The 22,103-nt window shown below is 36.9% G+C and carries 21 protein-coding genes; 8 read left to right on the top strand and 13 right to left on the bottom strand.

Features of this window, described 5'->3' with window-relative positions; translation table 11 throughout:
- Positions 1 to 64: 64 nt before the first annotated feature.
- Genes rpe through HS1_RS04150 form a run of 6 tightly spaced genes read left to right on the top strand, consistent with a single transcriptional unit; the run spans position 65 to position 6,452 of the window.
- Positions 65 to 718 (top strand): ribulose-phosphate 3-epimerase, encoded by a 654-nt coding sequence (rpe, locus tag HS1_RS04175; protein ID WP_066061343.1) that lies wholly within the window; start codon positions 65 to 67, stop codon positions 716 to 718.
- Positions 719 to 730: 12 nt separating this feature from the next.
- On the top strand, positions 731 to 964 hold the full coding sequence (locus HS1_RS04170; RefSeq protein WP_066061340.1) for a FeoA family protein: 234 nt from the start codon (positions 731 to 733) through the stop codon (positions 962 to 964).
- Positions 961 to 2,880, top strand: coding sequence for a ferrous iron transport protein B (gene feoB, locus HS1_RS04165; RefSeq protein ID WP_066061337.1), 1,920 nt, complete (start codon positions 961 to 963; stop codon positions 2,878 to 2,880). The genes HS1_RS04170 and feoB overlap by 4 nt, the downstream gene beginning before the upstream one ends.
- 11 nt (positions 2,881 to 2,891) lie before the next feature.
- A complete protein-coding gene (locus HS1_RS04160) occupies positions 2,892 to 4,313 on the top strand; it encodes an aldehyde dehydrogenase family protein (RefSeq protein WP_066061334.1) in 1,422 nt (473 codons plus the stop codon).
- Positions 4,306 to 4,995: a class I SAM-dependent methyltransferase gene (locus HS1_RS04155; protein WP_066061331.1), complete on the top strand. Its 690-nt coding sequence runs from the start codon at positions 4,306 to 4,308 to the stop codon at positions 4,993 to 4,995. The genes HS1_RS04160 and HS1_RS04155 overlap by 8 nt, the downstream gene beginning before the upstream one ends.
- Positions 4,992 to 6,452 (top strand): FG-GAP repeat domain-containing protein, encoded by a 1,461-nt coding sequence (locus HS1_RS04150; RefSeq protein WP_066061328.1) that lies wholly within the window; start codon positions 4,992 to 4,994, stop codon positions 6,450 to 6,452. Before HS1_RS04155 ends, HS1_RS04150 begins: the two co-directional genes overlap by 4 nt.
- On the opposite strand, the gene mnmE is transcribed toward HS1_RS04150, so the two are convergent.
- Positions 6,414 to 7,793, bottom strand: coding sequence for a tRNA uridine-5-carboxymethylaminomethyl(34) synthesis GTPase MnmE (gene mnmE, locus HS1_RS04145; protein ID WP_066061325.1), 1,380 nt, complete (start codon positions 7,791 to 7,793; stop codon positions 6,414 to 6,416). The genes HS1_RS04150 and mnmE overlap by 39 nt on opposite strands.
- Positions 7,794 to 7,823: 30 nt before the next feature.
- On the opposite strand from mnmE, the gene HS1_RS04140 reads away from it, so the two are divergent.
- Positions 7,824 to 8,402, top strand: coding sequence for a YkgJ family cysteine cluster protein (locus HS1_RS04140; RefSeq protein ID WP_066061322.1), 579 nt, complete (start codon positions 7,824 to 7,826; stop codon positions 8,400 to 8,402).
- A 594-nt stretch (positions 8,403 to 8,996) separates the two neighbouring features.
- Here the strand turns inward: HS1_RS04140 and HS1_RS04135 are convergent.
- Genes HS1_RS04135 through HS1_RS04105 form a run of 7 tightly spaced genes read right to left on the bottom strand, consistent with a single transcriptional unit; the run spans position 8,997 to position 15,977 of the window.
- Positions 8,997 to 9,380 carry a hypothetical protein gene (locus tag HS1_RS04135; RefSeq protein ID WP_066061319.1) on the bottom strand — a complete coding sequence of 128 codons (384 nt, stop codon included), beginning with the start codon at positions 9,378 to 9,380 and terminating at the stop codon, positions 8,997 to 8,999.
- A 14-nt stretch (positions 9,381 to 9,394) separates the two neighbouring features.
- The gene (locus HS1_RS04130) at positions 9,395 to 9,994 is read right to left on the bottom strand and encodes a YqaA family protein (protein WP_066061316.1); all 600 of its coding nucleotides are present in this window, start codon (positions 9,992 to 9,994) and stop codon (positions 9,395 to 9,397) included.
- The gene (locus HS1_RS04125; RefSeq protein ID WP_066061313.1) at positions 9,978 to 10,649 is read right to left on the bottom strand and encodes a protein-L-isoaspartate(D-aspartate) O-methyltransferase; all 672 of its coding nucleotides are present in this window, start codon (positions 10,647 to 10,649) and stop codon (positions 9,978 to 9,980) included. Before HS1_RS04125 ends, HS1_RS04130 begins: the two co-directional genes overlap by 17 nt.
- Entirely contained in the window at positions 10,627 to 11,370 is a 744-nt protein-coding gene (thyX, locus tag HS1_RS04120) for an FAD-dependent thymidylate synthase (RefSeq protein WP_066061309.1), read from the bottom strand. The genes HS1_RS04125 and thyX overlap by 23 nt, the downstream gene beginning before the upstream one ends.
- A 1-nt stretch (position 11,371) precedes the next feature.
- Positions 11,372 to 11,884, bottom strand: a complete 513-nt coding sequence (locus tag HS1_RS04115) for a type 1 glutamine amidotransferase domain-containing protein (RefSeq protein ID WP_066061305.1) — start codon at positions 11,882 to 11,884, stop codon at positions 11,372 to 11,374.
- A gap of 8 nt (positions 11,885 to 11,892) precedes the next feature.
- The gene (locus tag HS1_RS04110) at positions 11,893 to 14,277 is read right to left on the bottom strand and encodes a Lon protease family protein (protein WP_066061302.1); all 2,385 of its coding nucleotides are present in this window, start codon (positions 14,275 to 14,277) and stop codon (positions 11,893 to 11,895) included.
- A gap of 50 nt (positions 14,278 to 14,327) precedes the next feature.
- On the bottom strand, positions 14,328 to 15,977 hold the full coding sequence (locus tag HS1_RS04105; protein ID WP_066061299.1) for a CTP synthase: 1,650 nt from the start codon (positions 15,975 to 15,977) through the stop codon (positions 14,328 to 14,330).
- Positions 15,978 to 16,007: 30 nt separating this feature from the next.
- Between HS1_RS04105 and HS1_RS04100 the strand changes: the two genes are divergently transcribed.
- Entirely contained in the window at positions 16,008 to 16,685 is a 678-nt protein-coding gene (locus HS1_RS04100) for an MFS transporter (RefSeq protein WP_066061297.1), read from the top strand.
- On the opposite strand, the gene HS1_RS04095 is transcribed toward HS1_RS04100, so the two are convergent.
- The 5 genes from HS1_RS04095 to HS1_RS04075 all read right to left on the bottom strand — a co-directional run bounded on the left by HS1_RS04095 (position 16,642) and on the right by HS1_RS04075 (position 22,095).
- Positions 16,642 to 17,496, bottom strand: coding sequence for an ATP-grasp domain-containing protein (locus HS1_RS04095; RefSeq protein WP_066061295.1), 855 nt, complete (start codon positions 17,494 to 17,496; stop codon positions 16,642 to 16,644). The genes HS1_RS04100 and HS1_RS04095 overlap by 44 nt on opposite strands.
- Positions 17,493 to 18,878 carry a M48 family metallopeptidase gene (locus HS1_RS04090; RefSeq protein WP_172793641.1) on the bottom strand — a complete coding sequence of 462 codons (1,386 nt, stop codon included), beginning with the start codon at positions 18,876 to 18,878 and terminating at the stop codon, positions 17,493 to 17,495. Before HS1_RS04090 ends, HS1_RS04095 begins: the two co-directional genes overlap by 4 nt.
- Positions 18,879 to 18,921: 43 nt before the next feature.
- On the bottom strand, positions 18,922 to 19,869 hold the full coding sequence (locus HS1_RS04085; protein ID WP_066061289.1) for a GNAT family N-acetyltransferase: 948 nt from the start codon (positions 19,867 to 19,869) through the stop codon (positions 18,922 to 18,924).
- A 5-nt stretch (positions 19,870 to 19,874) separates the two neighbouring features.
- Positions 19,875 to 20,225, bottom strand: coding sequence for a hypothetical protein (locus tag HS1_RS04080; RefSeq protein WP_066061286.1), 351 nt, complete (start codon positions 20,223 to 20,225; stop codon positions 19,875 to 19,877).
- 235 nt (positions 20,226 to 20,460) lie between these two features.
- Positions 20,461 to 22,095 carry a hypothetical protein gene (locus HS1_RS04075; RefSeq protein WP_066061283.1) on the bottom strand — a complete coding sequence of 545 codons (1,635 nt, stop codon included), beginning with the start codon at positions 22,093 to 22,095 and terminating at the stop codon, positions 20,461 to 20,463.
- Positions 22,096 to 22,103 lie beyond the last annotated feature (8 nt).

Below are 22,103 nucleotides of genomic sequence, written 5' to 3'. Positions count from 1 at the left end.
GAAAGGTTGACGATTAAATAAATCCCTTATAAAAAGATTTCTCCAATAGAAGGAGGAGGAAATAATGTTTAAAATTGCCCCATCCATTTTAGCTGCTGATTTTGCCAACCTTGCATCAGAAATTAAAGCAGTTGAAGAAGCAGGGGCAGATTGGCTCCATATTGATGTAATGGATGGTCATTTTGTCCCTAATTTAACTATCGGTCCCCCGGTAGTAGCTAGTTTGCGCAAAGTGACAGGTCTCCCGTTAGATGTCCATTTAATGATAGAAAAACCTGATAACTATTTAGAGGCCTTTGCTCAGGCAGGAGCAGATATCTTGACTGTCCATGTAGAAACTTGTCCTCACTTATACCGCACTTTAGAGAGTATTCACAAATTAGGCAAAAAAGCAGGGGTGGCATTAAATCCAGCTACACCTTTAAGTTTTCTAGAACCTATTTTGGAAGAAGTGGACTTAATCTTGATTATGAGTGTAAATCCTGGTTTTGGCGGACAAAAGTTTATTCCCCAGGCCCTAAGCCGCATTCAGACTGTGCGGGAATGGATAAAAAAATATAATCTTAAAGTAGACTTAGAGGTAGATGGAGGAATTAGTGAAAATACATTGTCTGAGGTAGTGAAAGCAGGGGCCAATGTATTTGTTGCTGGCTCAGCTATTTTTAGTAAAAATGATTATAATAAAATCATCCGTCAATTTCGGGAAAAAATAGGCTAAAGGAGAAAATCTATGTCCATCAGCTTAGACAGAATACCAGCAGGCAAAATAGTCCGTATCCTAAGAATTGAAGGAGGATTAAGGTGTAGACAATGTTTGGCAGATTTAGGAGTTCTCCCAGGAGAAACTATAAAAATTATAAGAAGTGCTCCTTTTGCAGGACCTATTCTAGCAGAGGTAAATGGCACAAAATTTATGTTGGGCCGAGGGATGGCTACAAAGGTAATAGTGGAGGACATTGATTGAAAGCTGTATTGGTAGGACAACCTAATTGTGGGAAAAGCACCATATTTAACTACCTAAGTGGCTATAAGGCCATTGTTTCTAACTTTCCTGGCACAACTGTAAAATACACAGCCAGTAAGCTATTTATTAATGGCTATACCTGTGAATGTATTGATTTGCCAGGCACTTATTCCCTTATCTCTATGGATGCAGCTGAAAGAGAAGCCCGAAAATATCTATTGAGAGAAACAGTGGATGTGATTATCAATGTGATGGATGCTTCTCTTTTGGGAAGAAGTCTGGAACTTACCCTTGAGTTGTTAGAGTTGGGTAAACCTATGGTTATAGCCTTAAATATGGTTGATGAGGCGGAAAGGAAGGGTATCCAAATTGATATAGAGAAACTATCCCAGATTTTAGGTGTGCCTGTGGTAAAAACCATTGCTTATACAGGTAAAGGATTAGCTGAATTGGTAAGAACAGCCTTGGAAGTTCATAAAAAACAAATAATTGGCCAACCTATTTATTTGAGCAAAGATGTGGAGGAAATAGTAGTAAAACTTACCTCAAAAGTGGATAAAATAGCCAGGACATTGAACCTCCCCCCTCGTTTTTTAGCCCTTAAACTTTTAGAAAAAGACACTGAATTTGAAAAAATTCTTGAAACAACTGCTCCTTCTCTTTTATCCTTTGTTAATAAGACACAAAAACACTTAGAGCAAACACATGGGAGACCTTCTGATGTGGTTATTTCTTCTGAAAGACATGCCCTAGCTATGAACATTTATGAAACAGTAGTGAAAATCCTTCGTTCACCTAAACCCGATATCAGGGATAAAATAGATGATGTCCTTATGCACAAGATATGGGGTTATATATTTTTGGCCTTGATTTTTTATCTTTTTTTTACATTAGTTTTTAAAATTGGTAGTTTTATTGAAGAGCCATTAATAAGTCTCTTTGACCAAAGCCTAACTGAGATACAAAAATACATCCATCGTTCTTCTCTTGTTTATGTAATTATTGAAGGAATTATCCAGGGCATCGCTGGTGGGATAGCCATTGTTTTACCTTACCTAACTCCCTTTCTTATTGGTTTGGCTATCTTAGAAGATTCTGGTTATTTACCCAGGGTGGCTTTTCTGCTGGATACTTTTATGCACCGGCTGGGTCTTCACGGAAAATCCGTTATTCCCTTTCTTTTAGGTTATGGTTGTAGTGTTCCTGCAGTGATGTCCACCCGGATTTTAGAATCGGAAAGAGACAGATTTATTACTGCTATTTTGACTACTTTAATCCCTTGCTCTGCTCGCACAGTCATCATCATGGGATTAGTTTTCTATTATCTAGGACCTAATTACGCCTTTGGGATATATATACTCAATCTCCTTGTGGTTGGTCTAGCAGGAAAGGTTTTGACCAGGATGTATCCAGAGGTTACGCCAGGATTGCTTTTAGAAGTGCCTAATTATCATCTTCCATCTTATAAAACTGTATGGATAAAATCATGGTATAGACTTAAAGAATTTATAGTGATAGCGTGGCCTATTTTGATTGTGGGAAGTATTGTTTTGGGAATTTTACAATTTTTTCAATTAGATAAAATAATCAATACCTTGTGTTTACCTATTACTATCCCCTTGGCCTTGCCTCCAGAAGTGGGAACCACTCTTATTTTCGGCATCCTGCGCAAGGAACTATCTTTAATTATGCTTTTACAGGCCCTAGGGACAAAAGACATCCTGACCGTCATGAATAAGGGACAAATTCTTACCTTCACTATATTTGTAGTTTTTTACATTCCCTGTGCAGCTACTATTGCGGCCCTATGGCGGGAGATTGGTGGTAAAAAAACAGGTCTTGCTATAATTTTTAGTGTTATGATTGCCTTTACTATGGCCATTTTATTTAGGTTTTTGAGTTATATTTTATTTTAGAGGAGAAAAGCATGAAAGTTTATCCTATACTTGTAGGAAATAAAACAAAGGAAACAGATAATTACATTACTATTAATTCTCCTTATGATAACCAAGCTGTGGCTAAAGTATGTGTGGGTGGTGAGAATGAGATAGAAGAGGCCATTGAAAAGGCCCTAAAGGCATTCAGCCTTTTAAAACACTTACCTGTTTATGTTAAGGCAAATGCATTGGCGCAAATTAGTCAAGGTGTAAAGGAGAGAACAGAAGAAATAGCCCACATGATGGCTTTGGAGGTAGGAAAACCTATCTCTCTGGCTAGGATAGAAGTAAACCGTTGTATTGAATTATTTCAATATGCCTCAGAAGAGGTAAAACGCTTTGGCGGGGAAGTAATACCTTTAGACTTAGACAAATTGGGAGAAAAACGCTTGGCCATCTATAAACGCTTTCCTATCGGACCCATCTTGGGAATTACACCTTTTAACTTTCCTTTAAATTTAGTGGCCCATAAGGTAGCCCCTGCTCTGGCAGTAGGCAATCCCATAATTATCAAGCCTTCTTCTGCTGCCCCTATCACTGCTTTAATATTGGGTGAAATCATTGCTCAAACTGATTTACCTGAGGGAAGTATCAGTATCTTGCCCTGTTCCACCCAATTGGCAGAAAAGATGGCAAGAGATGACCGTCTGGCCATGCTTACTTTTACAGGCAGTCCGGATGTGGGATGGTATTTGAAAACCATTGCTGGGAAAAAAAGGGTTACCTTGGAATTAGGAGGAAATGCGGCTTTGGTAATCAGTTCTTTGCATCTTAAAGAATTTCTCTTAGAAAGGGCTATCTTTGGCAGTTTTTATCAGGCAGGTCAGGTATGTATCTCGGTCCAGCGTATCCTGGTTAAGGAGAATTTTTATGAAAGTTTTCTTGAGGAGTTTGTGGAAAAAGTAAAGATGATTCACACTGGCAATCCATTAGATGAAAATACACTGGTAGGTCCTCTTATTAACCAAACCGCTGCCCAAAGAGTAGAAAATTGGATAAAGGAGGCCTTAAAAGACGGAGCAAAATTGGTTATAGGAGGGAAAAGAGAGGGTAATGTAATTTATCCCACTGTGCTCACTCACACCCGGCCAGAAATGAAGGTAAATGCTAAAGAGATATTTGGTCCTGTAGTTACAGTTGAACCATATAAAACATTTAATGAGGCCATAGCAATGGTAAACAATTCTGTTTATGGGTTACAAGCAGGTATATTTACAGAAGATTTAAACGAGGTTTTTTCTGCCTATAATCAGTTGGAAGTAGGAGGGGTGATTGTTAATGATGTGCCTACTTATCGCAGTGACCCCATGCCCTATGGAGGAATTAAGGGTTCTGGTATAGGGAAAGAGGGAATTAAATATGCCATGACTGAAATGAGTGAAGGAAAAATTCTAGCTATTAAATATGTCTAAAAAACGCCCTCTTGAACTTGAAGATATTTATGAAGAGTTAAAAAAACGAGGATTGCTGGATCTTTCGGTGGAAATTACAGACATAGAAACCTATAATAAGTTTCAAAGTGAATTTTTTGATAAAGTTAAGGATATTTTCACCAAGCCCTTGCCTTTAGAAATTCAGTCAAATTTAAAGAGGATTGTGAAATTAGCTAGTTTAAAACCAGGAGAGATTATTTTAGATGTGGGAGCAGGGACAGGTGTGCTTATTCCCTATTTTTTGCCTTATAAGCCTAAAAAAATTATTGCCTGTGATTTATCCCCCAAAATGTTGGCTAATTTGAAAACAAAATTTCCTCAAGTAGAGACTTATTTGATGGATGTGAAGGATTTACCCCTTCCAGATAATTCTATTAATGTGGCTTTTTTAAATGCTGTATGGCCAAACATTGGGGATAAACCCGCTGCCCTTAAAACCCTTAAAAAGATATTAAAACCTCATGGCAGAATGATTATTAGCCATCCCGAGGGAAAAGAATTTGTAGATAAATTATCTCAAGCTATGCCCTTCCCTCTTGACCCCTTACCTAATAAAATTAGTTTAAAGAGATTACTTAAAAAATATGGTTTTATCCTTCAGATATATATTGATGAGCCTAAACTTTATTTTGTATTAGCTTATACCGAGGATAATAATTGAAAAAAATATTTAGTGTAGGATTGATTTTATATTTCTTATTTATTTTTTTAACTAAAATAGTTGAGGCAGAGAAGAAAGAAGTGGCTATTATTCCCTTTTTTCTGAATGCCCCGAAGGAATTTAATTATTTAAAAGACGGAATTTATGATATGTTTTTTATTCGCCTGGGGAATGAGAAAGTAGAAGTAATTGCTAAAGAAAAGATACAAAGAGTAATGGTAACACTAAAAATAAATGAAATGCCCACCAAAACCCAAGTATATCAATTGGGAAAAAGGCTCAAGACTGATTATGTGCTTTACGGGAGTATTACCATTACTGACCAGGGAGCTAGTATAGCACTCAGGCTTCTAAATATGGCCCAAAATAAAACATATTCCTTTTCTGGTTCATGTGCAAAAGAAGAACTTCTTTTAGAATTAAGTACTTTAGCTACAAAAATAAATAATAGTATGTTAGAGAGAGGAGCCAACGAAACAATTGCCAAACCATCATTACCTCCTAAAATCAAAGTTTCTCCTTTGCCTTCTACCAAAATCAAGTTAATTAAATGGTACAGCTACCCCCTTTCTTTTGAGGCAAAGGGTTTAACTATAGGGGATATAAATGGGGATGGACACAATGAACTGGTGCTTATTGATGATAATAATATCTGGATTTACCATTATGTCAAAGGCTCCCTTGCTATTTTAAAGAAAAAAGAGTTTCCTGATAATGTCTTTCTGGTCAATATTGATTCCTGTGATGTAGACCAAGATAGAAAAGAAGAACTATTAATTACTAAGATGATTAAAAATTTGGTTACTTCTGAGGTCTATTCATGGCAAGATGGTAAACTTAAACCTCTAGCTAAAGATATTCCCTGGTGTTTAAAGGTCCAAACTTACCCTGATGAGAAAAAGGTAATTTTAGGACAAAAGGATTTCTATAAAGGAAATCTCTTTCGTTTGATATGGGATGGTGAGGGATTTAATATAGCTGAAAAAATTTATTCCTCACCAAACATTAAGATATATGATTGTGCTCTTACTAATTTGACTGCTGATAATGTTCAAGATTTGTTATGTTTAGATAGGCAGCACTATCTGAGATTGATTTCAAAAAATAAAGAGTGGAAAGGCCATGAATATTATGATGGTTTACTGGTAGCTGATTTGGATAAAATGTCTCCCTTAGAAGTAATTGTTTACAAAAATTACCAAGAGGGGCAAAAAGGTTTTTACCAAGGGCAGTTTAAATTGCTTTCTTGGGACAAAATGGGAATGAAAGTGGTGTGGTCTTCTCCTAAAGTCATAGGATATATTACCGATTGCTGCATAGGTGATTTTGATAACGATGGCCATAAAGAGCTAGTCTTTATGGTAGTAAGAACAACCTTGCCTGTAGGTAAAAAGACTATTGTAATAGCCTATGACCTATCATTTCCCAATACAAAATTGGCTAAAGATGTATTCTAATATATCTTCTGATGTAGTTTCTCCTACGATTTCACCTAAAATATCTAAGGCTTCTTTGACTTCAACGCTAATAAATACCGCAGGAAGCCCATTTACCATAGCCTCTTTTATCCTATTAATCGCCTCTATTGCCCTTTCTAACACCTGTTTGTGGCGTAAGGTGGGAATAAAACTAGGCATGCTTACATCCCTTCCTAAAAGATGGTGATAAATAGTTTTTTCTAATTTTTCTATTCCTTGCCCATAAAGAGCAGAGATGTGAACTATAGGTAAATCTTTGAATTCCTTCTTCAAAACTTTTTCATCTATTTTAGGTGTTAAGTCGGATTTATTTAACACCAAAATTATATCTTTTTCTTTTATTTTTTCATAAATTTCTTTATCTTCTTTACCTAAAGGGCGGCTTACATCAATTACTAAAAGCACAATATCTGCCTCAGCTATCTTCTCCCATGCCCGTTCCACACCAATGGCTTCAATAGCATGTTTAGTCTTACGTAAACCGGCTGTGTCTGCTACTCTGATAGGCATGCCGTTGATATTTAACACCTCTTCTATAATGTCACGAGTAGTTCCAGGTATAGAGGTAACAATGGCTTTATCTTCTTTCAAAAGGCAGTTTAATAAAGAAGATTTTCCTACATTAGGCTTACCTACAATAGCCATAATTGCCCCTTCTCTTAAGACCCTGGCTTTAGAATAGGCTTGTAATAACCCCTTAATAGGTTTTAATACCTGGTTTTCAATTCGTGGAAGCCATGCATCAAGGGGCGCAATTTCTACCTCTTCTTCAGGAAAATCAATGGCCACTTCTAAGTGAGCCTTAAATTCTCTTAAACAGTCTCTTATCCTCTTAATCTCTTGCCCTAAATAACCCTGAAGCTGGCGGGTAGCAAACTGAAGTTCCCTTTCAGTGCGTGCTTGGATTATATTCAAAACTGCTTCTGCCTGAGATAAATCTAATCTTCCATGGAGAAAGGCCCTTTTAGTAAATTCACCTGGTTCAGCTAATCTAGCTCCCAACTTTAAGCTTAATTCAAGCACCTGTTTTAGAACCAATGGACTTCCATGACAGTGAATTTCTAAGACATCTTCACAAGTATAACTATGAGGGGCACGCATAAGCACCACCATAACTTCATCTATTATCTCTTCATTTTCAGGATGAATAATGTGACCATAATAAAAATGGTGGGATTTCAAATGAGAAATGGGTTTTTTAGGCCGAAATATCCTTCTGGCAATTTCTTCTACCAAAGGCCCACTTATTCTTACAATACCTATTCCACCTACACCAGGGGGGGTAGCAATGGCTGCAATAGTATCTTCTGAATATGGCATAAATCCCAAAATAATATATAATATTTATTAATGGATATAGCAGAAAAAATTGAGAAGTTAAAGAGAATATATGAAGAATTTGAAGAAAAGGTAAGGGAATTTAAAAAAGAAGCTGTTTGCCAAAAAGGATGTGCTGATTGTTGTAAGCAAATGGCTACCATTGATTGTACTACATTAGAAGCATTTGTTATATATAATAAAATCAATGCCTTTGCTGATCCCCTTAAAAGTCAAACAAAAAAGAAATTAAAGAAGGAAATTCACAAAAGGACAACAAAAAGCCATACCACTTGTCCTTTTCTCACTAAAAAAGATAGCTGTCTTATTTATGAAGCACGTCCATTTAGTTGTCGCTGGGTTTATTCTTTGAAAAAATGCAATGGCAAATCGCCCACCATCCATCGTGTGGTATTTGAAGAAGCGAAAAGCACTATAAGAAAGATACAACAACTTGATAATACTGGTTATTCAGGACATATTACTTTCATACTTCAATTATTTGAGAAAGAAAGTTTTACAGAAATTTATTTAACAGGAGGCTTTAACCCTCAAAAATTGCAAAAGATTCTTTCTCTCTATCACATTTTGCCCAATCTCAAAAAGGTATAGTTTTTACCAGGGCTACGCCAAAGTCAGGCCATAAGTAATTTAACAAAAAGAACAAACGTTTAAATATGGTCTAAAAAATCCAAATTTCAAAATCCAAATGCCAAAATGCCAAAACATTAAATCAGCGAGTAGTGAAATAGTGAGGGAATGAAATAGCCAAATGTAGTGGAATTGGGGTCAAACTTACAAAATACAGTTAAGAAAATAGAAAACGGAAAACAAAAATTCCCATTTCCAACGTGTTAACTTGCAACTTTTTAACTTGCAAACTTTCTAACTTACAACTTTGTAAACGTGCATAAAGAAGAAAAGGGAAACGGGAAACAGAAAATAGGAAACAGAAAATAGAAATTCCCAATTCCCAGTTCCTAATTCCCAATTCTAACGTGCAAACGTGTAAACGTGCTGACGTTCCAATTTGACAGAAGGCGATTTTGCATTTTTCAATTTGCATTCTGCATTGAGCCATCCTGCCTGTCGGCAGACAGGTGCGCTTAACATTTGGATCTCCGTTAAAATTACTTTGACGAAGTCCTAAAGTTTTACCCCTTTAACTATCCAACTCATTTATTTGTGATCTAAAAGTCCGTTCTATCATCTGCTCAATTCGTCTGTAGTAACAGTTTGAATCAAGACTTTTTTAGACACAGATTTGGGGCTAGGTGGCGATTCTAATATCCATCCTTTAACCTGATGCAGATAGACCTGGCGTTTAATGCCATCTCCGGTAGTATAAAAAATACGAATGCCATTTACCCGCATCTCATCATCAATCACAATATCAATTCTTTCTAAAAAGCGAATGTTGCCAGGTCCAAAATCTGTCATTACATACTTACTCTGTTCAGACACGGCAAATTTAGGTATCCAGAAATGAGCCCCATACAACTTTTGATGAGTCTGATTTACCACCTTTGCTTCAACTGCCAAAGATCCAAAAAGGAAGAGCAAAACAGATAAAACCACCGTTTTTTTCATCTTTACCTCCTATATCAAAATAAACATTTTATACAAATGTAGCCTAAAATAACCAGGGTAGCAAAACCTGTAGCTAACCAATTTAAATATCTTTCCATAATTTTTTGCACCTGTTGTCCCCAAATATAAAAAACTCCTCCAACTAAAAAGAACCGTAGGCCCCTGGCTACCAAAGAAACAAGGACAAAAGAAAGGAAATTTATCTTAAAGGCACCTGCACTAATGGTAAAAAGTTTATAAGGTAAAGGAGTAAAACCACCAAGACCAATAGCCCATACATCATAATTCCGATAAAGATGTTGGACCTGGAGGTATTTATGACTTAAGCCATAAAGATGAATAATTTTCTCACCGATGGCAGCCATAAACTGCCAACCGATAAAATATCCTAATATGCCGCCTAAAACAGAGCCAAGGGTAGAAAGACCAGCATAAAAAAAACTTTTTTTAGGTTGACTTACACCCATAGTGATAAGTAATACATCAGGAGGAATGGGGAAAAAGGAAGACTCAGCCACTGCCACAGTAAATAAGGCCTTATTGGCATGAGGGGTCTGTGCCCAGTGTATCACCCAATCATAGAGACGTTTTAAAAAATTATTCTGACCACCCATAAATACCTACCAAGGGGACAAACCTGCATCCACATAGATATTCTTTTTTTATTCTACCATCTGGCAGCTTAATAATTTTATACAATACCTGAGAGAATTTGTCACCTAGGGGGATAACTAATTTTCCCCCTATATCTAACTGCTCCACATAAGGCTGAGGGATTTCAGGTGCCGCTGCGGTCACAATAATGCCCTGAAAAGGAGCTACCTCAGGCCAGCCTAAAGTGCCATTGCCTGTTTTATAGGCCACATTAAAATAACCCAAGCTATCTAAAATGGCCTTTGCTCTTTGCATTAATGTAGGAACACGCTCAATGGTAAATACACTTTGAGCTAATTCTGCCAAAATGGCTGTTTGGTAACCAGAACCTGTGCCTATTTCTAATACCTTTTCTTGACCTTTTAATTCAAGGGCTTCAGTCATTAAGGCTACAATGTAAGGTTGGGAAATAGTTTGGCCTTCCCCAATAGGCAAGGGGTAATCATTATAAGCTTGATCCCTTAAGGCCTCATCCACAAAAAGATGTCTAGGAATTTTGCGCATGACCTTTAGAAGCCGTTTATCTTTAATCCCCCGGGCCTCTATCTGGTCTCTTACCATCCATTCTCTAGCTAAAGAAAATGGATCTTTGTTATTCTTTTGCCAGGAATTCATTCTTTAAAGGCTTTCTCCCACAACTAAATCGCCCCTCAGGACAATATCCTAGGCGTTCGCATTTTGGTCCTGCTTCGGCAAATACTGCAGGTAGTTTTTCTTTACAAATTTTAAGCATAGTATTGGCCAATGCTCTAATTTCCCACTGTGCTCTTTCACAACAGCGAAGGGCAAAAAAGTTTAGTAAACTTCTACAGTTCATGGTGACTACAATTTTGGTTTCGCAGGCATTAGGCAAAATAAATCTAGCATCTTGGTGGGCCTTCTCTCCTTTGATACCCCTTGCTTCCAATTTCTCTACAATTATGTCATAGGTTTTTTGAATTTCCTTCATTGTCTTTTTAAAAATGGCCTTTAATTCGGGGTCTTTAGAAATAGTGGGAGGAATAATATAATAAAAATTTTTTGCCTTAACATATCGCTGGCTTTGCTGAGAATAAGAAGCAATCCGATGACGCACTAATTGATGACTCAATGCCCTAGAAATACCGGAAATAGCAAAGGTAAAAGAGACATGTTCAATTACAGACTCATGACCTGAGGCCACAATATTTTTAACAAAGTCTTCCTGCTTTTGCTTAGATGGGATACCTTTAATGGCCTGGGCAAAAATGCGAGGTGCATTTTCACTAGAATAACACTGTTTGCAAGCAGCATAAATTGTTGCCAAGGCATGGGGAGTCATGGTCAAAAGTTTCACTTTTAAGTGAGTTTCTGGCACCTTAATCCTGTAATGCTTTAATGATTTCTTTAACAAACATAGGTAGGTCTTCTGGTTTTCGTGAGGTAATAAGATTACCATCAACTACCACCTCAGCATCTACAAATCTAGCTCCAGCATGTTCAAGGTCGTCCTTTATGGCAAAAAAACTGGTTACGGTTTTACCAGAGAGAATTTTAGCTGAGGCAAGCATCCAGCCTCCATGACAGATAGCTGCCACTACTTTACCCTGTTCATAAATAGTCTTTACCAGGTTAACCATCTCCGGATAACGCCTCATAATGTCAGGTGCATATCCACCAGGTATAATAAGGCCATCCAGTGTTTCTGCCTTGATTTCCTTAGCACTGATATCGCTTTTAATTTCATATCCATGTTTGCTCTTATAAACCTTATTTTTTTCTGCTCCAATTACTATTACTTCTATCCCTGCTTCTTTTAAACGTAAAAGGGGATACCACACTTCTAAATCTTGATATAAATCAGCCACCAGGATACCTATTTTCTTAGTCATAACGCCTCCTACTTTTCTTCTTTTTCAAAGCTCTTTGCCCGTTCAGCCATCTTTTCTAAAGCCATATCTACTTGAGAAAATACGCTTCCTTCAGGATATTTACCATCAGGTTGCAACTTCCCTGCTGGCTTGCCGGTCATAATCTCAATTGCCTGTTCAATGGTTTCTACTGCCCAAATAGAAAAATCACCTTTCTTTACCGCCTCAATAATGTCTTCCTTTAGCATAAGATTACGCACATTCCTCTTAGGAATAATTACTCCCTGTTTTCCTGTTAAGCCTTTTGTTTCACATATTCTAAAAAACCCCTCTATCTTTTGATTCACACCTCCTATGGGTTGAATTTCTCCCTTTTGACTAACTGACCCCGTAATGGCAATACCCTGAAACAAAGGCACTTTACCAATAACAGAAAGTAAAGCAAGTAATTCCGCAGCCGAAGCACTATCTCCTTCCACCATACCATAGCTTTGCTCAAAACAAATTGTAGCTTCTAAACTAAGAGGCTTATTATGGGCAAAATGTTCTTTAAAATAACTGGTGAGAATCATCATTCCCTTAGTATGAATATTTCCCCCTAATTTGGCCTCGCGTTCAATATCAATTACTCCTTCCTTTCCTAAGGCTACGGTAGCGGTAATCCGATGAGGATACCCAAATGTGTAATCTCCAAGGTCTGCTATAGCTAACCCATTAATTTGACCTATTTTAGCACCATCAGTTTCTATCCAGAGCAAATTCCTTTTAAATAAATCATAAGTCTTTTCTTGTAAAAGACTGGAACGATGTTGTTTTTCCTCTATAGCCTTTTGTACATGCTCTGCCTTAACAAACTCACTTTCTGTCTGAATAGCCCAGTAATTAGCTTCTTTTAAAATATCATTAATTTCTCGCATCTTTAATGTTAATTTTTCTTTATCCCCGCTTAATTCTATACTATACTCCAATACTCTGGCAATGCCTGTTTCATCTAAATGCCGCAGTCCTTCCTCTTCACAAAACTTTGCCAGGCAAGCGATATAGGCCTTATAACAATCAGATGTCGCATCTATATCCCAATCTAACTCTGCCTTTACTTTAAAAATTTCTGGAAATACCTCATCATAAGTATAAAGTAAGTGATAAAAAACAGGGTCACCCGTAAGAACAATTTTTACATTTAGAGGAATGGGTTGGGGTTTTAAAGTGCGGGTAGTAATTCCAAGAAACACACCAATATCTTCAATCTTTATTTCCTGATTGCGAATAGCTTGTTTTAAGGCTTCCCAAGAGAGAAACCATTTAAGCACATCACAAATACGTAAGACAATATAACCTCCATTGGCACGGTGTAATGCACCAGGCCTAATCATGGTAAAGTCAGTCACTAGGGCACCAAATCGGGCTTCTCGTTCAATATTGCCAAAAAGATTGGGATAAGTAGGATTGGTTTCTATTACTACTGGAGCACCTTGGGTAAGGCTATTATCTACAAGAACATTGACTTGATATCTCTTTAGGAAATTTTCTAAAGGAGCAGGTATTCCTGGCCTTGTCTCTGGTTTGGCCTTAAACATTTCTACATTTTGCAATATGTCTTTTTTTACCTCTTTTAAATAATTCAAGGCCTCAGGGATATCCTGATATTTTTCTCTTAATGACTCAATTGAATGGCCTACTACAAAGTAAATCACTTCATTATCCAATTCTTTATGTTTTTCCCGTAATTCTCTTTCTAACTGACGCACTTGTTTAGTGGTTTCATTTAGCTCTTGTTGTATTTTTTCGCGTTTTTCTTCCAATCTTCTTTTCTCTTCTTCACTTAAGGCCTTAATTTCCTCTTCTCGCATAGGACGTCCATCTTTTGCAGGAACTACCATCATACTTACTTGACTTACTAAAAGTAAAAATCCTTCTGATTCTGCTTTGCTGGCCAAGGCATTTAAAAGCCGATGACGTTTTCTCTCAAAGTCTTGATGAAGTTCTAGGGAACGCGTCTGATAATCTTCACTTTCAAACACTGCTGGAATTCGGGTACGTAAGGTAGTAACCAACTCATCCATATCCTTCTGTAATTCCCTTCCTTTCCCTGGAGGTAATTTTAAGGCCTTAGGGACATCAGGGTTTTGAAAATTATACACATAACTCCAATCAGGTGGGGTGGGTTGTTTTTTAGCTACTTCTTTTAAAAACTTAGTAGCAATATAAGTAATTCCTGTTCCTGAAACACCAGATAAATAAATATTATAGTGAGGGTCTGGCATAGTAATACCAAAACGAATGGCTTCTATAGCTCGTTCTTGAGCCAGCACCTCTTCTTTTAAAGGCAAAACTTGTTGGGTAGTTTTTACACCCAGGGTCTCAGGGGAAATATGAAGCCTTAAATCTTTAATAGGCACTAAATATTTGTCCAATTGTTACTCCATATTTTTGAAATTTCATCTATCTTAATTAAAACATAGCTTTATCGCTCTGGCGATTTTTGCCTTGCTTGATTTAAAGCTGCCTCAATAAAGTCCTTAAACAGTGGATGGGGAGCCATGGGTTTGGACTTAAACTCAGGGTGAAACTGACATCCAACAAACCAGGGATGCTCTTTTAGCTCTATTATCTCCACCAACTCTCCATCTGGCGATAAACCACTTATTACCAAACCATGTTGGGTTAAAATATCAGCATATTTATTATTAAATTCATAACGATGGCGATGCCTCTCAGAAATTTTATTTTTCCTATAAGCCTTATAAGCAAAAGTGCCTTTTTTAAGATGGCATGGATAGGCCCCTAAACGCATAGTACCTCCTTTCTCTGTATTTTCGTCTCTCCGCTGGATTTTTTGGGTGCGAGAATCATACCACTCCCGCATGAGATAAATGACAGGATAAGGAGTTTTTAGATTAAATTCTGTGCTATCTGCTTTGCTCAGACCTGCTACATGTCTGGAGAATTCAATCACTGCCAATTGCATACCCAGACAAATACCGAAAAAGGGGCGTTTTTGCTCACGGGCATATTGGATGGCCATGATCTTACCCAAGATGCCTCTTTTACCAAACCCTCCAGGAACAAGGATACCATCCACATCTTTAAGCCATATTTCAGCTCCATCTTTTTCTATCTTTTCTGCCTCAATATATTTTAAGGTCACTTTTGTTTCATTAGCTACCCCTCCATGAGTAAGGGCCTCATGAAGGCTTTTATAAGACTCCTTTAAACTGGTATATTTTCCCACAATACCAATGGTAACCTCATATTTGGGATGTTTAAGTTTATGAACTAAAGTTTCCCAGGCACCCAAACAGGGTTTTTTTGCCTTAATGTTGAGTAACTGAACAATTTTATCATCCAAACCTTCTTTATGAAAGACTAAAGGCACTTCATAAATGCTTTCCACATCTTTGGCAGTAATGACCGCATCCTCATCTACATTACAAAAAAGAGAAATCTTTCTCTTGATTTCAGGTGGTAAAAATCGATCCGTCCGACATAAAAGAATATCGGGCTGGATACCTAATGATTGCAATTGCTTAACACTATGCTGGGTAGGCTTGGTCTTTAATTCCCCGGCAGTTTTAATATAAGGAATTAAAGTAAGATGAATATAAAGAGCGTTTTCTTTACCTACATCCAAACGGAACTGACGGATAGCTTCTAAGAAGGGTAATCCTTCAATATCTCCTATAGTGCCACCGATTTCAATAATAGCAATCTCTGCATCTCCAGCTACATTCATAATCGCCCTTTTAATCTCATCAGTAATATGAGGCACTACTTGAACAGTTCCCCCCAAATAATCTCCTCGCCGTTCTTTCAGGATAACAGAATAATAAATTTTCCCTGAGGTATAATTATTTTTGTGACCCATGATGGCTGAGGTAAATCTTTCATAATGACCTAAGTCTAAATCCGTTTCAGCACCATCATCAGTCACATAGACCTCACCATGTTGAAAGGGATTCATAGTGCCAGGGTCAACATTAATATAAGGGTCTAATTTTTGAAAAGTAACTGTAATACCCCGACTTTCCATTAAGGCACCAATAGCTGCTGAAGCCAATCCTTTCCCTAAAGAAGAAAGCACACCACCGGTAATAAAAATGAATTTTGTTTTCACTTTCTTGATTTTTATAGGAGGTAGGGTTTAATGTCAAGCCTGTCTGCCGTCAGGCAGACCTGTCTGCCGACAGGCAGGCCTACGAGAGGGTTGTTATTACTATTTTTGACTCTTAAAATAGAAGCTTCATTAAAAAATCAACAGGAGGAAATTATGAAAAGGAGTGTATACACCGTTTGTCTGGTCATCTTTCCTTTTATGGTTTGTTCAGGAATAGTTTATTCTATCCTTTCCCTTTATTTTGCCAAACTGGGGGCTACTAAATCTCAAATAGGACTTATCTATACTTGTGGAGCTCTAGCTGGCGCCATTACCGCTCCTCTTTGGGGCAAATTGGCAGATAAATGGGGAAGAAAAATAGTATTACTAAGTTCAATGGGGCTTTTTGCCTTGGTCTTTTTAGGTTATGCCCTGAGCAGATATTATCATTCTCTATTTTGGCCTCAGATAGTAGAGGGAATGGCCTGGACATCCATGGGCACAAGCGCTCCAGCTTTGATTGCTGATATCGCTTCTCAAAGACAGAGAGGAAAGGCCATGGGCATTTATAATACAGCTTGGAGTATGGGCTGGATTGTTGGCCCCACTCTAGGTGGTATGCTTTCAGAACACCTGGGATTTAAATCCACTTTTCTGATCTGTGTGGGTATCATGTTATGTGGTTTTATTTTGGGCATTTTTCTTCTTCCTCAAAATACCCGTAGATAACTTGATGAACCCACCTTTGCACTTCTTTGTTTAAAATTTGTTTATACTGCTGATAACCACCTATACCTTGGAGACCAAAACCATAATTGATTTCTAAAAAAAGGGGCGTTTTACCATGAGAAGAAAATATTATATCAAAGGCAGCCAAATTAATGCCCGTTTTTTTACAAATCTGTTTGGTTAAATTTATAGCCTTTTGTTCTAATTCTGGGTCTAAATGATAATAAATTTTGGCCCCTTTGCTTACATTACTCCTGAACTCCCCTTTAATTTCCTGACACCTCCAATAAGTCAAAAACTGACTGCCTATTACCACTACCCTCAAGTCACATTGTCCATGTTCAACATAAGGCTGCATAACAAAAGTAGGCTCTCTTTTCTTATAACCCTTAAAGCGAAGTAAAACCTCCCATAATTGTTTCTCATTTTCCACCAAGTGAACAAAGGCTCCACCACCTCCCCATTGCCACTTGACCACAAAGGGATAAGGATAAAGTTTCTCTCCCTTAGCCATCCTGGCCTTTAACGCCTCTATCCCCTTAAATATCTTGGTAGGGGGATAAGGCACTCCTGCTAATTCAAAGACAAATGTACTTCCTGCTTTGCCTGGAAAGTGAAACCTAGCATCCATAGAGGGAAAAACAGGAGCAATTTCCTTACAAAACCAATAATAATACTTTTTACATATAGGTGGTAAAATAATGGCCTTAGCCTGCTTGAGCAAAGCTATATCTTCTGGGGAAAACATGAATGTTTTGGGCAGAGGCAAAATCACATCTGCCTCTACTAATGAGAAAAAGGATACAATCACTTTTTATCTTCTTTTTTAGGTTCTTTTAAATTTGGCTTGCCTATCTTAGCCTTCAAAGCCTTATCTTTAGTTAAGTTTTTGGCCTTTTGGAAGTGATATCTGGCCTGGGCTGGTTTACCTTCTAACTCAAAATATTTACCCAAATAATAATGCGCCCAATCTAATTTCTTTTTTTTAGCAAAAGCATGAGCTAAATGATAGCAAATCTGAGAAAAATCACTTAAATTTAGGCTTAAGTGAGGGTCAAACTTTTCTAAAGCCGATTCCCATATTTTTGTAGCTTTATCTATATTTCCATTATGCTCATAAGCTAGTCCCAGATAAAAAGCTACGTCAGCATCCTGATTCACTTTTTTCAAATAACGCAAGGCCAAAGTAAATTCCTCTTTCTCAGTATAGCAAATGCCTAATGCTCTCCAGAATAAAGGCTCAGCAGGTTTCAAATCCAATGCTTGCTTCAAGTGGATGATGGCCTTTCCCCAATCTCTTTCTCGCATAAAACACAAAGCAAGACCATAATGACTTACTGCATCCTTAGGGTCTTGACGAAGTTTAAGGGCAAAGAAATTCTTTGCTGCCTCAGTTTCCGTATAAAGGGCCCGCAATCTTGCTTGCATAAGCTTAAAACGCCTCTGGTCATGATGCTTCTTTTTAGGGGGTGAGATGCGTTTTAAAGTGTTGGCTATGTAAACTATTCTTACCTCCAAGTCAGGATGAGTTTTCAAATAAGGAGGTATTTTCCCTCCACTGCCTAAACTAAATTGAAGAAGTTTTTTAAAAGAGCTTACTACTGCCTTTCCGTCATAACCGCTTGCTAAAAGAATATTTAAACCTGTCCTGTCAGCCTGTTCTTCGTCTTCTCGGCTATACTTAAAGGACATAGCCATACCAGCACCCATAGCCGTAGTAGCAATAGCACCAGCGTCTAATCCCATAAATGCCCCGGCTAAAATAGCTATCATAGTAGCTATACCGATTTTTTTGCTTTTCTCAATCCGCTTGGCAATGTGACGGCAGACCACATGGCCCATTTCGTGAGCAGTTACGGCTGCCAATTCATCTTCTGTATCAAAGGCCAAAAACAGTCCACGATAAATAAAGACATAACCCCCAGGGGCAGCAAAGGCATTTAAAGTAGAATCATCTATAATAAAAAAATAGTAAGGATAATATCTCTCTTTTAAATGGGCTACTAAAGTCTGTCCAATTTCATTATAATATCGGTTTAATACCGGGTCTGATATAAGAGGAATTTGGCTTTTAACCTCAGCAAAAAATTTCTCCCCCATTTTTTTTTCTTCCTCTATGGTTATTAGGGCTGAGGCAGAATTTGTCCAAAGAAAAATCCCGGTAAGCAAAATACACACTATTTTTTTATACATATTTTTATAATAAACCAAAATTAGAGTATGGCAAAATAAAAAATTACCCCTTATCAAAGAAGTAGTGAAATACATATTGGGTTCTGATTATTCTAGGGCGGAGTATTTTTATCCAAATATTCTGGGCAATGGTATTAGAAATAGAGGCAGTGCCTTCAACGGTATCAGGATAAAATGGAGCATCTCCTAGATAAGCAATAAGCTGGGCATGGGCCCCTTTTCCTTTAGGGCCAACTGCGGTAAGAACATGTCCTACATGGAGTTTGCCTGTTAAATTACACAGCTCTGGCAAACGGAAATACCCTAAAAAACCGGCTATATTCCCTTTTCTTTCAGCTACAATAAGATAACCTTCCTTTATAAAATTTTTTATCCATGCCTTATAAAGTTCTAACATACCTGTCTTAGAAAGATACGGGTCATTCATAAACCGATTGCGATGCTCTTTAAAGGCATATTCCACAATTTTTAAAATAGCTTCTAAGTCTTTTGGTTGAAAAGGACGCAATTCAAAAAACTGTTTTATAGGTTTGGCTTCAGTATAATTTTTGGCATATAGATAGGTGCAAAGGGTATCTACCAAATAAAAACTTTTTTTTTGAGAAGTAAGAATGGCTTTTGTATCTGTAGTATCTACTTTAAAGGTAATGTGTTTTATCCCCTTTTCTTTAAACCAAGATAATGCTTTATCAAAAATAGCAGAAATCAAGCTTTCTTCATTCTTTTCAGAGAAAATAGCCTCTATTGCCCCCATAGGAACATTAAAAAAATTACTATCCCAGGGCAATTTTCTTACAATGGCCAAGCCTTTTTTACCTTGATGGCTGACTTTTAAGACTTCACCCTCTTTTTCCAGAAAGCTCATTATTTTTAAATACAGAGCCTGTTTTTTCTGTTCTTTTTTTAAAAGGAGATAACGGCGATAGGGATTAAAGGGGTAGTGGTAAATTAGCTCCTTTAACTCTATATCTTTGGGTGATTTTAAGGACATAGTTATTAAAATTCATATGAATAATATACCTTTATCCCTTTTTGCCTGGCATATTCCTTGTCCTCTTTACCGTCTTTATAAACAATATACCGCCTTGCTAACCTATCCTTTATCTTTAAATCAAAATCTCTTTCTAAGAGCCTGGGTAAGGCCTTATAAGCCTGATTTTCAAGGCCATAACCCACTGTATCTGAAAGCCCAGCTACCATTTCTCTGGTCTTGGCATGTTCCCGAACAAGAGAACATAACTCTTCCTCTGTCCTCTTCTGTGCCTGAGCCAGTTGTTCTACTGCAGCCTCTACTCTACCTAGGCGCTCCTCAGTCTTTTTCTGAGTCTGAGCCAGTTCCTCTACCACTTATTTTAAGGCATTAAAATCCTCACGGGTGACCTTTATTTCTCTCACCCTATCATCTACTACCTTTATGACAAATTCATAAAGATCTGCTGATATTTGCATAACTTAAAAATACTTTATAAAATAAAAGGTGTCAATGATTTGTTTTTTTATTTCCCCAAAATCCGTGATTGATTTTTTATTCTAACGCTCCACTCGCAGGTTATAAGACATCACCGTGAAGACGCGCCCCCTACTAACCTCTAAATACCAAAGGTACACTGAATTTTTTCCCAGGAGAGATAAATAAAAATAATATCTGCTCACCTTTTCTAATGGGGCAAGAAAATGATTTTTTATTTATAGGTACACCATAAAAGATGATATTTTTTTCTCCTAATCGGGAAAAGAAATAGGCCTTAAACATACCATCAGTCCTTTTGTCTACAATCGTTGCCTTTAATATATGAGATTTGATATTTAACCTTATATCTGGTTTTTTAAGCATCTGTTTTCGCTCCAAAGTTCCAAGCATTTTCCTTAAATCTCTGTATTTTAAAACCTTACCTTGAGAAGGAATGAATATATTATCTTCTTCAGAAAGTGAACATATATACTTTTGATACAGGTAAAGGTCTAAGGCTAAATTATCCCTGGTTAATGTCCCAATACCAACTAAATTTAATTCTTTTTTAAAAAACTGGTTTTTTACCAAATAAAAATAATTGTATATCCAGACATAGCGGTCATAGACAATTTTGAATTTTTGATTTGATAATCTTTGGCAGGTATTTTTCACAAATTTGCCCTGAATATTTAATTCAGAAAATGCCTTAGGTAGGTCCATTACCTGTAAAACCAAAATTAGAGCGCACATAAAGGAAATAACGTAATTTTTAAGATCATTTTTTATCTTTCTGCTAATATAGTATATAAGAAAAGAGATAGCTATAGAGATAATCGCAGATAGTAAAATAAATCTGGGGGCAAAACCGTAACTATTATCCACAGTAGTGAAGATAAATGGGCTTATGCTCAATAAACTCATCAAAAATATATATATTCCCAACCTTGGTTTTATAAAATACAGGCCGATGGAGATAAAATAGATAAAGAATGGTATTTTCCAAATGGTTTTTGATATAATATAAGGTATTTTAAATAAAATTGTAAAAATAGACTCTGATACAGTGGGTGAGGGGATAAAAAAATATCCACCAAACCCTCCCAGGATATAGACTCTCCATATTAGATAAAACAGGAATATACACATATAAATGCCAAAGATTTTAATTCGCTTGCTTGGCCTTAATTTAGGTAAAAAAAAGAAAGCCAAAGGCAATGGAGCAAAGGCGGATTTAAAGAGTATAGCAATAAGGTAACACATGATTGAGGATATCAAAAATTTCCTAATATTTGTCTGCTCAAAGCGTTTGTATAGATAAAAACTAAGGAGTGTGAAAAGAGATCCCCAGATATAGTGCCTCCATGAAAGTGCCCCAATATTGACAAATGCGGGGATAGAAAAGAGAAAAAAGAGGGAAGATAAGAGAGAGTGGAAACCTGGGAGGTAAAACCTGGCTATTTTGTATATTACTATGGCATTCATAAGGATAACTAAATAATTATGAAAGTGATAGCCTATAGGGTTTAACTTAAATAGATGCCCATCTAATTTAAAGGAAAGAGGCAATAAAGGGGTAAAGAACCAGCGATTAAAGAGGGCATAATCCTCTCTGGAAAATAAAAGCTTCAAAGGATTTTGCATTGAGCCATATATAGAGACAAAGTCATCCGGTAGAAACCAGATGCCAAAAAATGGTAGGGCAGTTAAAAAATAGAAAAAAAGGACAACACCAAAATAAATTAATTTAGACTGATTAAATTTCATAAAAGATT

This window comes from Candidatus Desulfofervidus auxilii (genome assembly GCF_001577525.1).
In the GTDB taxonomy this organism is placed as follows: Bacteria; Desulfobacterota; Desulfofervidia; order Desulfofervidales; family Desulfofervidaceae; genus Desulfofervidus; species Desulfofervidus auxilii.
This window is presented reverse-complemented; position numbering and strand designations above follow the sequence as displayed.